This window comes from Beijerinckia sp. L45, assembly GCF_009765775.1.
Lineage (GTDB): Bacteria > Pseudomonadota > Alphaproteobacteria > Rhizobiales > Beijerinckiaceae > RH-AL1.
Window position 1 is genome coordinate 1 of record NZ_LMUU01000065.1, and the last position, 10,512, is coordinate 10,512.

Below are 10,512 nucleotides of genomic sequence, written 5' to 3' on the forward strand. Positions count from 1 at the left end.
CAGAATATTCGAAGCCGGCCACCGACCCCTTGGGCCGGTCGACAACACCATAAAGCGGCGGCCCCACCTTGACGCCGGCGCCCTTCTCAAAGTTGTGGCAGGCTTGGCAGACCTTGGTGTCGGCCTGCCCCTTGGCCGCGTCGGCTTTGGCGAGGAGAGCCGGCAGCGGCACGGCGTCGGCCGGTTTACCCGTCGGGGCCACCGCCTTCGGCTCGGGAAGTTCGTAGCCGGGCTTGGCCGGCTTGCCGCTGCTGTATATGGCGTCCGCAACGATGCCAAGGCCCATGGCGAACACGCAGGCGCCCAAAATGGCTCCAGCTATCTTATTGAATTCGAATGAGAACATTGTTCGTCACCGCCCTCAATTGCGGCGCTATGCGCGCTGCCAAAACAAGGACGGGACCTCCGCCCAAAGCCCGTCGCTGCTTAGCCGTTTTCCCGTTGCGCTGGCAATTGTCTCGCCCTGCTTCTTTTTGTCTTTTCACGAAACGGCTGTGCTAAACGCGACCGGAGCAATAAGCCTTGCCAAGCAAGATGAAGTCTAGCCCTGACGCAACGTCCGAACAGCCCAAAAGACAGAGATCTCCTCCGCCCATGACCGATAAACTCATCGCCTATCAAGGCGAACCCGGCGCCAATTCCCACATCGCCTGCAACAACGCCTATCCCGGCTGGACGCCGCTGCCTTGCGCAACCTTCGAGGACGCGCTGGCCGCTGTGGCGGAAGGCCGCGCCGGGCTGGCGATGATTCCGATCGAGAACTCGATCGCCGGACGCGTCGCCGACATACACACGCTGCTGCCGGCCTCGGGCCTGTTCATCGTCGCCGAATATTTTCTGCCGATCCGCTTCCAGCTTCTCGGGCTCAAGGGCGCGCCGATCGAGGGGCTGACCTCGGTCTACAGCCACGTCCATGCACTCGGGCAATGCCGGCGCATCATCCGCGAGCGCGGCCTGCGGGCGGTGGTGACCGCCGATACCGCGGGCTCGGCCCGCGAAGTCGCGGCCTGGGGCGACCCTACGCGGGCCTCGCTGGCGCCACGCCTCGCCGCCGAAATCTACGGGCTCGACGTGCTGGCCGCCGACGTCGAGGACGAGAAGCACAACACCACGCGCTTCGTCGTGCTGTCGCACACGCCGGAATGGCCGAAGGGCGGCGCCGTACCTGTTGTCACGACTTTCGTCTTCCGGACTCGCAACGTGCCGGCCGCGCTTTACAAGGCGCTCGGCGGGTTCGCCACCAACGGCGTCAATATGACCAAGCTCGAAAGCTATATGGTCGAGGGGGCCTTCACCGCGACGCAGTTCTTGGCCGACGTCGACGGGCATCCCTACGACCCGCGCCTGTCACGGGCCCTCGAGGAGCTCGCCTTCTTCTGCAAAGAGATCCGTGTGCTCGGCGTCTATCCCGCGCATCCCGATCGGATCCTGGCGCAGTTCGAGGCGGAGTAGGGGTTGTCAGACACGGCGACGGCGGGCTTTTTCAAATCATATTTGTGGGTGTTCGCCAAAGGATTCAGGTCTCGATCCTTTGCGCGTCCTGAGACCATCCGATAGAAATCCTTTGGTGATCCTTTGCTCCAGTTGACAAAGAAAGTGGCAGATCATATCTCTCACATGGGATGTAACCTGTAAATTGACACACGTCTCTTGGGTTTGCTACGGTTTGCGCTCGCTTACCGCTAGGAAGCAAGATGATTGTGTCGTTCAAGAACAAGGGCCTTGCGGAGCTCTTTGCGACCGCTAGGTCTGCCAAGATTCCGCGGCCGTTCCATGGACGCATCAGCCGACAGCTCTCTGCCTTGGGTGATGCGAGCGTACCGAGCGATATGGATATTCCCGGGTGGGGCTTTCATGCGCTGAAAGGATTCAAGCCGATCCGATACGCGGTGAGCGTCAATGGACCTTGGCGTCTTACCTTCGAGTTCGACGGCCCTGACGCCTGTCGTGTCGACTTCGAGCAGTACCACTGACCGAGCCCTATCGCCTTTCGGCGCACGGCGCGCAGAGACGGCCGGGAGACCAGTATGGACGACATTATCATCGCCGAGCGCCCGAACCGAGCGCCTACGCATCCGGGCGCTATCTTGAGGGAGGATGTCCTACCGCACCTCAATATCACGGTGACCGCTGCGGCGCTGCAACTCGGCGTCACGCGCCAGCAGCTTCACCGCGTCCTCGCCGAGGAGTCTGGAATTTCTCCCGAGATGGCGCTTCGTCTTGGCAAGTTTTGCGGAAACGGCCCGACGATATGGATTCGGATGCAGGAGACGTTCGACCTGTGGCATGCTGCCAAGAAAATCGGTTCCAAATTAGACAAAATACCGAGCCACAAGATCACCGAGCCGGCATAAGCTTCCCGATTTCCGACGGCGCGCTCGGTTAAGAGACAGGCAGTCAGCTCCGCTATGACAACAGGTCATAGATGACCATGCTGCATGGCCGAACATCAGCCCGAGGGATTGTCGTGCCCGTCAAAGCTCTCAATTCGCTGGAATTTCAGCCCTTTGCGGTTTGCCATTCAGCTGAGCAAGTTGTCGACATGGGCTGTTATTCTCGATCTGACCTTCAAAATATCGCTTTTTGGTAGAGCCGACTGTTTCTGTTCAAACCGTTCGCTTGACCCCCTTCGATTCCGATTGCAATGGTGCAATCTTCCCGACTTTATCGAGATCGCTCGATCGGGACCCGCAGGGGTAGACGCATTGAAATTTTTGGGAACGCCACTCGCTCTGGCAGCCGTTTTGGCATTGAGCGCGCCCCTGGCCAGCCAGGCCCAGGAAATCAAAGCCGCGACGGAAACCAAGCCGTCCTCGAAGTACGGCGACATGTCCGTCGTCACTCAGGACCAGTTGAACCGCGCCGCGACTGACAGCTCGAACTTCCTGCAGACGAACGGGGACTATCGTCAGCAGCGTTTCTACCCAAACCGCCAGATCAATGCGAGCAACGTCGCCAAGCTGCGCCCGGCATGGATCTTCCAGACCGAGATCAAGGAATCGCTTGAGACGTCGCCGATCGTCGTCAACGGCGTGATGTTCGTCACCACCTCGTTCAGCCAAGTCTATGCGCTCGATGCGCGCACCGGCGAAGAGATGTGGCACTTCACCCCCAAGATGGGCCCGATCACCACCTTCTGCTGCGGTCCGAACAACCGCGGCGTCGCCGTCTCCGGCAACCTCGTCTACATGGCGACCCTCGATTCCCAGCTGATCGCGCTCGACGCCAAGACCGGCAAGGTCGTGTGGAAGACCGAGATCGCCGATCCCGAGGACGGCTACAGCGAGACCATGGCGCCGACCGTCGTAAAGGGCAAAGTACTCATCGGCACCAACGGTGGCGAGTACGGCATCAAGGGCTTCGTCAAGGCCTATGACGCGCTGACCGGCAAGCTGGTCTGGACCTTCAACACCGTTCCGGACAAGTCGATCGGAGTCTGGGCGGAAAAAGACCCGACCGGTCGCGTCCTGCACCGCGACATCGCCGCCGAGAAGGCGCAACTCGCCAAGACCGGCGATCCCTCCAAGACGCTCGGTGGCGGCGTGTGGCAGAACCCCGCCGTCGACCTCGACACCAACCGCATCTACTTTGTCGTCGGCAATCCGTCTCCGGATCTCGATGGCGCCCAGCGTCCCGGCGACAACCTCTATACGGACTCGCTGGTCTCCCTCGACCTCGACACCGGTAAGTACGTTTGCCACTTCCAGTACGTGCCGCATGACGTCTGGGATCTCGACGCGGTCTCGCCGCCGGTCATCACCAACGTCGCGGACAAGGACGGCAAGCCGATCAAGGGCATCCTGCATGCCGGCAAGACCGGCCATGTCTATGTCCACGACGCCAAGGACTGCAGCCTGATCCGCTACTCCGAGGCCATGGTGCCGCAGGAGAACATGTGGGTGCTGCCGACCAAGGAAGGCGCGCGCATGCTGCCGGGCGCCAACGGCGGCGTGGAATGGTCGCCGATCGCCACCAACCCGTCGCTGGGACTGGCCTACGCGATCAACCTGCATCAGCCGATGACCTATCAGGTGCAGTCCTCGGCCTATCCGTCGGGTAAGCTGTGGCTCGGTGGCGCGTTCAAGGTCATTCCGACCGAAGAGCAGTGGGGCAATGTCACCGCCGTCGACTACAACACGGGCAAGATTCGCTGGCAGGTGAAGACGCCGCAGCCGATGATCGGCGGCATTCTGGCGACGGCCGGCGGCCTCGTGTTCACCGGTGAAGGCAACGGCGAGTTCAAGGCCTATGACGCCGAGAACGGCTCCGTGCTCTGGCACTTCCAGGCCGGCGCCGGCGTCAACGCCCCGCCCTCGTCCTACGCCATCGAAGGCAAGCAATATATCGTCGTCGGCGCCGGTGGTAACACCCAGCTCGACTACAAGCGCGGCAACTCGATCATCGCCTTTACGGTCGATTGATTGCCGTCTGCCTGACCATGCCGGGGCGGGGCCTTGATAGCCTCGTCCCGTCTTTTCGTTATGCCTTGAAGGTTTGCTGTCATGTCGCTGAAGATCCTCTCGAAGATGCTGATCGCGGCGGCATGCGGCGCCATCCTGACGTCGGGTGCCGTGCGCGCCGACACGATCGAAGAAAAAGCCGCGGTCTGCAGCGGTTGCCACGGCGAAAAGGGCGTGCCCGTAAACGCCGTGACGCCGATCATCTGGGGCCAGATGGAAGGCTACCTCTATCTCGAACTGCGCGACTTCAAGAAGGGCGCCCGCAAGAACGAGATCATGAGCGGCATCGCCTCGTCGCTGGAGCGCGACGACATGCTGGCGCTCGCCGCCTACTTTGCCGCCAAGCCGTGGCCGAACCTGAACCAGCCGTCGGCCTCCGACGCGGTCACCAAGCAGGCGGCGACGGCGAACGGCTCGATCGGCTGCACCGGCTGCCACCTCGACAAGTATCAGGGCACGGGTTCCGTGCCGCGCCTCGCCGGCCAGAACCACGACTACCTCGCTAAGACGCTCGCCGATTTCCGCAGCGGCGAACGCGGCAACAACCCGGGCATGTCGAGCCTTGCCAGCGCGACGTCCGAGTCCGACCTTGCGGCGCTCGAGACCTATCTCGCGGGGATGTAACCGCACACCGCAGCGTCATCCCGGCCGAAGCGTAGCGGAGAGCCGGGACCCATGAACACCCGGTTTGCCGCGAAGACCATCACGACGGACGCGGGACCGCAGCGGCTGACCAGATAGCCGGTGCGCCTGGGTTCCGGGCGCGCCTTCGGCGCCCCGGAAAGACAACGGCAATCTTTTACCGCGCGGCCAGCTTCGCCTTCAACGTCGTCGATGTCGCAAGATCCGCCGCGCTCTGCCCGGCCTTGTCGCGGACATCCGCCTTGGCGCCGCGCTGCAGCAGCAGGGCCACGATCTCGTCGTGGCCGCGCTCCGCCGCCGTCATCAGCGCCGTGCGACCGCGATCATCCAGCGCATCGATGTTCGCGCCCTTGTCGAGAAGCGCCGTCACCAGCGCGACGCCATCGTCGACCGGCACATCGTCGGCATGGCCAGCGGCCCACATCAGCACGGTCAGATCGTTGCCGTAGGCGACGTTGACGTCGATGCCCGTCGCCAGAAGACGATCGACCACGGACCTGAAACCCCGCGCTGCGGCGTAGAGCAGCGGCGTCTTGCCGGTGTTGTCGCGCTGGCTGGCGTCTGCCCCGTGCGTCAGCAGCACGTCGACGATTTTCAGCCGCCCGTTGTAGGCGGCGGCCGACAGCGGCGTGACGCCGCCGCGGCCGGCCACGTTAACCTTGGCGCCGAGCGCGATCAGGGCCTGCACGGCTTGCGGCCGGTCGCTCTCCGCGGCGACGAACAGCGGCGTGGAGCCGGCGACCGTCTGCTGCTCGATGGCGGCACCATGCGCCACGAGCAGCTTGATGACCGCGACGTCGCCGCTGCGCGCGGCATGGGTCAGCGCCGTCCCGCCGGCGTGGTCGCGGGCGGCAACCGAGGCGCCGAAAGCGAGCACTTTCTTGGCCAGGTCCTCGCAGCCATCGTCCGCGGCGGCGAACAAGGCGGCGCTGATCTGCGGCGGTGCGAGCTCTGCCCGCCGGGCGTCGAAGCGGGTCGTGAGCTCCGTGCAGGTGCCGCTGTCGGCCCATGCCGGAATCGACGTCGTGGCGGATAGAAGCAAGATGGCGAGCGCGCGTGACCGCATGGGATGATGATCTCCTCTGTCGTCTCGTCACGGCTCACGCCGACGTGGACTGTATCGTGTTGCGACGGCGCGTGGTTCTGGCGCAAAGCGGCGCAAATCCAGGGGTCGCCGTGACACGTCACTTGCAGAAAATGCGCGTCACGCGGCCTGCCGCCTGATACGACACGCAAGCGCTCTGTGCCACCCAGCGTTATCCGCGACAAGGATTTTGCGCGACAAGGATTTTGCCGATCTTGCCCAAGACTTGGATGTACGCCATCGCCGCGATGCTCGGCCTGATCGACGCGGGCCCGGCGCAGGCTGCGGGGACCGGTCTCGCCTTCGTCTCCAACGAACGCTCCAGCGAGATCTTCGTTCTCGACCAAACCGACTCCGTCGTCTCGTCCTTCAAGAGCTGCGGCCGGCCGCGCGGCATGGCGTTTACGCCCGACCATATCCGGCTGATCGTCGCCTGCGGCGGCGACAATACCATCGCCCTCTACGATGTCGCGAGCCACAAGCTGATGAAGCGCTTTCGCGACGTCCCGGACCCGGAGACCTTCGCGCTGCACCCCAACGGGCACGATCTCTACATCTCCAACGAGGACGATGCCGAGGCGACGGTGCTGAACATCGAGAGCGGCGAGGTTACTGGTCACTATCCCGTCGGCGACGAGCCGGAAGGCGTGTTGGCGACATCGGACGGGCGTTTCGTCTTTGTCACCTCAGAGGCCGCTGATCTCGTGCAGGTCATCGATGTCGCGGCCAAGACGGTGGTGAAGGAAATCATCACCGCATCGCGCCCGCGTCGTCTCGCGGCGACACCGGACGGCAAGCAGGTCTGGGTCTCCGACGAGATCGCCGGCATCGTTGAGATCATCGATGTCGCGACGCAAACCGTCGTCGGCCGTGTCGAATTCGCGCCGCCGGGCCTGCGCCATGACGAGATCACGCCCGTCGACATCGTCATCACACGCGACGGCGCGCGCGCCTATGTCGCGCTGGGGCGGGCCAACCATGTTGCGGTCGTCGATGTCGCCACGCGCAAGGCGACGGATTACATTCTGGTCGGCAAGCGGCCGTGGGGCCTGCGTCTCAACCGCGACGAGAGCAAACTTTACGTCGCCAACGGCCTGTCCGACGACATCGCCATCGTCGACACGAAGAGCGGCAAGCTGTCGAAAGCGGTGCCGGTAGGCGTGACTCCTTACGCGATCGTCGTCGATGACTGAGGTGAACCGTCTCCCGCTGCGCCGCGTCTTCGTGGGGATCGCAACCTGCGTCGCGCTCCTTGCGGGGACCGGCGCGTCTCCTGCGCAAGAGGGCGTTGCACCGACACCCGTAAAAATCCTCTATCTCTCCCGCGCGGATGATGTGGCCTACGCCGACATCCAGGCTGCCGACGGCGTGTTCCGGCCGCCGCTACCCTCGCCCTTCGCCGGGGCGGAACTCGCCGTCAAGGACACGCGCGCCACGGCGCACGCGCTGGGCATCACGATCGATCTCGACCACACGACGCTGGAGTCCGACGGGCCGATCGCCGCCGAGGCGCAGCGCATCGTCGCGGACGCGCCGGCCGCCGTCATTGCGGACCTGCCGGAGGCCGACATGGTCGCGCTGGTCAAGGCGCTGCCGGCCTCAAGCGTGCCGATCTTCAACATCCGCCACCGCGCCGATAGCTTGCGGCAGGATCTCTGCGGAAGCGCCGTCTATCATGTCATACCCAGTAGGAGCATGCTGACGGACGCGCTGGCACAGTTCGCCGTGCAGAAGAACTGGCGCAAGGTCTTGGTCCTTCGCGGTCCCGCGCCGGACGACATCGCTCTCGCCAATGCTTTCGAAACGTCGGCGCAAAAGTTCGGAGCGCGGATCGTCGACACAAAGGCCTTCGTGCTCGGTCACGATCCCCGCAAGCGTGCGCAGACGAATATTACGCTGTTGACGGGATCGGACGATTACGACGTGCTGTTTCTCGCCGATACGGGCGGCGATTTCGGCCGCTACGTGCCGTACCAACTTGCAAGGCCGCGGCCGGTGATCGGCACCGAAGGGCTGCGCGCGACGGCCTGGGATTCCTTGTCCGATCGTTTCGGGGCGCCGCAGGTCAACCATCGCTTCGAGCGCAGCGCTCATCGGTCGATGACGGAGTATGATTGGGCGGCTTGGGTCGCGGTGCGCGCGGTTGTCGAGGCGGCGCGACACAAAGCCTTGACCGGGCCGGCCGTCGCGGCGGCGCTGGCGCATGACGCGATCACCATGGACGTCTCCAAAGGCATGGAAGCTTCGTTCCGTCCGTGGGACCACCAGTTTCGTCAAAGCATCGTGCTGCAGACATCGGACGTGGTGATCGAGATGGCGCCGCTCGAGGGGTTTCTGCATCGCGTGACGCCGCTCGATACGCTCGGCACCGACGCGCCGGAGTTTTCCTGCAAGGCGGCGGTGCGATGACTGCCGTTGCGATCCGTGACCTGTCGAAGTCATACGGCCGAACGAAAGCGCTCGACGCCGTGTCGTTTTCCGTCGAACCAGGTGAGGTCGCCGCGCTGCTCGGCCTCAATGGCGCGGGAAAATCCACTTTGTTCCAGATTCTGACCGGCCTCTTCGTCGCCGATGCCGGCAGCGTCGCGATCTTCGGCCACGATCTGGCGCGCGCGCCGATCCCGGCCCTCACTGCGATGGGCATGGTGTTTCAGGCCGCGGTGCTCGACGTCGACCTGAGCGTGGCGCAGAACCTGCGCTTCTACGCCGGACTGCACGGTCTGCGTGGCAAACGTGCGGACACCGAGGCAACGGCTGCCCTAGGCCGGTTCCGCATCGCCGATCTCGCCGGCCAGAAAGTTCGCGAACTCTCGGGCGGCACGCGGCGAAAAATCGAGATCGCCAGGGCGCTGATGACCCGCCCGCCCTTGCTGTTGCTCGACGAGCCGAGCGCCGGGCTCGACACGCAGAGCCGGCGCGATCTCGTCCGCGACCTCGTTGCTCTTGCCAAGGACGAGGGCACGGCGATCCTGTGGTCGACGCATCTCGTCGACGAGGTCGAGGCGGCGGCCAAGGTGATCGTGCTGCATCGCGGCCGCGTCCTCGCCGACGGCACGCCCGCAGCCCTTGCGGTGCAGACCAACACCGCGACGCTCGAAGCGGCGTTTCTCGCGCTCACCCGCGCGGAGCCCGCGTGATGCTGTGGTTCTCCGTCTTCGAGGCCATCGTCGTTCGCGAGCTCCTGCGGTTCCGCTATCAAACCAGCCGGCTGGTCTCGGCGATCGTGCGTCCGACGCTCTGGCTTGTCGCCTTCTCGGCGGGTTTCCAGAACGTGCTGGGCATCTCGATCACGCCGCCCTATCAAAAATACATCACCTACGACGTCTACATGGTACCTGGCCTGCTCGCGATGGTGCTGCTGTTCCAGGGCATGCAGTCCTCGCTGTCCCTAGTGTTCGATCGCGAGGCCGGCATCTTGCGCCTGCTGCTGACCGCGCCGGTGCCGCGCTGGTTCGTGCTGTTTTCCAAGCTCGTCGCGAGCGCCGTGCTTGGTGTGATCCAGGCCTATGTGTTCCTCGCCATCGCCGCGCTTCTGCGCGTCGACATGCCGCCATGGGCGGCCCTGACGCTGACGCCGGCGCTGTTTCTCGCAAGTTTCACGCTCGCCTCGGTCGGCCTGCTGCTGACGGTATACGTCAGGCGGATGGAGAATTTTGCCGGCACGATGAACTTCGTCATTTTCCCCGCCTTCTTCTTCTCGACCGCGCTCTACCCGGCCTGGAAGGTCGAGGAGAGCGGCGTGACCTGGATCCTTTGGCTCATCACGCTCAATCCCTTTACGGCGATCGTCGAGCTGCTGCGGTTCGCCGCCTATAACCAGTTTAACATGGCGGCCTTCGCGGTAACGGCCGGTGTCGGTATTGTGTCCTTCGCCCTTGCTGCACGCGGTTACGATCCGCAAAAAGGCCTTTTGGGTCGCAAAGCCCGCGACGACGTCTGAATATTGCGGAATGACTGCGGTCAACGGCGATATCGGCGGGCTGTCGTAAACAACGACCGAATTCATTCAGAGACGCTTAAGGGTACAAGGGGAGTATGCAGCCATAAATTGCGCGCAGACGGGCGCCGCATGCGCTTTCCCGTCAATCAAGGACACGAATGAAAAACGCGATCGCGGTGCGCATCGGCGCCCTTCTCAAGGAGGGCGCTGCGGATAAGCGCGCGACCGTGGCGATCACCGTCGCTTTGACCCTGCTTCCGCTGATCCTCATGATCGGCGCCGGCATCGACTATTCGCGGGCGGTCAAGGAGCGCAGCGCCTTGCAGGCCGGAACGGATGCGGCGGTTCTTCAGGGCATCATCGACGTGCGCGGCGGCAAGTCGATG

13 protein-coding genes are annotated in these 10,512 nt (G+C 63.9%); 11 read left to right on the forward strand and 2 right to left on the reverse strand.

What is annotated here, in order from left to right; genetic code table 11:
* On the reverse strand, window positions 1-286 hold a 286-nt coding region (locus tag GSQ79_RS06665), incomplete at its 3' end, for a cytochrome c family protein (protein WP_368669926.1).
* On the opposite strand from GSQ79_RS06665, the gene GSQ79_RS28915 reads away from it, so the two are divergent.
* The 6 genes from GSQ79_RS28915 (at window position 285) to GSQ79_RS06690 (ending at window position 5,084) form a co-directional block, all read left to right on the forward strand.
* Window positions 285-545 carry a hypothetical protein gene (locus GSQ79_RS28915; protein ID WP_210253022.1) on the forward strand — a complete coding sequence of 87 codons (261 nt, stop codon included), beginning with the start codon at window positions 285-287 and terminating at the stop codon, window positions 543-545. The two genes, GSQ79_RS06665 and GSQ79_RS28915, sit on opposite strands and share 2 nt — an antisense overlap.
* 49 nt (window positions 546-594) lie before the next feature.
* Window positions 595-1,452, forward strand: a complete 858-nt coding sequence (locus GSQ79_RS06670; protein ID WP_158807949.1) for a prephenate dehydratase — start codon at window positions 595-597, stop codon at window positions 1,450-1,452.
* A 242-nt stretch (window positions 1,453-1,694) separates the two neighbouring features.
* Window positions 1,695-1,973, forward strand: a complete 279-nt coding sequence (locus GSQ79_RS06675) for a type II toxin-antitoxin system RelE/ParE family toxin (RefSeq protein WP_158807950.1) — start codon at window positions 1,695-1,697, stop codon at window positions 1,971-1,973.
* 54 nt (window positions 1,974-2,027) lie between these two features.
* On the forward strand, window positions 2,028-2,354 hold the full coding sequence (locus tag GSQ79_RS06680) for a HigA family addiction module antitoxin (protein WP_158807951.1): 327 nt from the start codon (window positions 2,028-2,030) through the stop codon (window positions 2,352-2,354).
* Between the two features lie 396 nt (window positions 2,355-2,750).
* On the forward strand, window positions 2,751-4,421 hold the full coding sequence (locus GSQ79_RS06685) for a PQQ-binding-like beta-propeller repeat protein (RefSeq protein ID WP_246725141.1): 1,671 nt from the start codon (window positions 2,751-2,753) through the stop codon (window positions 4,419-4,421).
* 81 nt (window positions 4,422-4,502) lie between these two features.
* Window positions 4,503-5,084, forward strand: a complete 582-nt coding sequence (locus tag GSQ79_RS06690) for a cytochrome c4 (RefSeq protein WP_246725142.1) — start codon at window positions 4,503-4,505, stop codon at window positions 5,082-5,084.
* Window positions 5,085-5,259: 175 nt separating this feature from the next.
* Here GSQ79_RS06690 and GSQ79_RS06695 read toward each other — a convergent pair whose 3' ends face one another.
* Complete coding sequence (locus GSQ79_RS06695) at window positions 5,260-6,168, reverse strand: ankyrin repeat domain-containing protein (RefSeq protein ID WP_158807953.1); 909 nt, start codon at window positions 6,166-6,168, stop codon at window positions 5,260-5,262.
* 233 nt (window positions 6,169-6,401) lie between these two features.
* Here GSQ79_RS06695 and GSQ79_RS06700 point away from each other — a divergent pair, with 233 nt between their 5' ends.
* The 5 genes from GSQ79_RS06700 to GSQ79_RS06720 form a co-directional block, all read left to right on the forward strand.
* The gene (locus tag GSQ79_RS06700) at window positions 6,402-7,379 is read left to right on the forward strand and encodes a PQQ-dependent catabolism-associated beta-propeller protein (protein ID WP_210253023.1); all 978 of its coding nucleotides are present in this window, start codon (window positions 6,402-6,404) and stop codon (window positions 7,377-7,379) included.
* Window positions 7,372-8,595 (forward strand): ABC transporter substrate-binding protein, encoded by a 1,224-nt coding sequence (locus GSQ79_RS06705; protein WP_158807954.1) that lies wholly within the window; start codon window positions 7,372-7,374, stop codon window positions 8,593-8,595. Before GSQ79_RS06700 ends, GSQ79_RS06705 begins: the two co-directional genes overlap by 8 nt.
* Window positions 8,592-9,323, forward strand: coding sequence for an ATP-binding cassette domain-containing protein (locus GSQ79_RS06710; protein ID WP_158807955.1), 732 nt, complete (start codon window positions 8,592-8,594; stop codon window positions 9,321-9,323). The genes GSQ79_RS06705 and GSQ79_RS06710 overlap by 4 nt, the downstream gene beginning before the upstream one ends.
* Window positions 9,323-10,126, forward strand: a complete 804-nt coding sequence (locus GSQ79_RS06715; protein WP_158807956.1) for an ABC transporter permease — start codon at window positions 9,323-9,325, stop codon at window positions 10,124-10,126. The genes GSQ79_RS06710 and GSQ79_RS06715 overlap by 1 nt, the downstream gene beginning before the upstream one ends.
* A gap of 158 nt (window positions 10,127-10,284) precedes the next feature.
* Window positions 10,285-10,512: TadE/TadG family type IV pilus assembly protein (locus GSQ79_RS06720; RefSeq protein ID WP_246725143.1), on the forward strand; the 228-nt coding region annotated here is incomplete at its 3' end.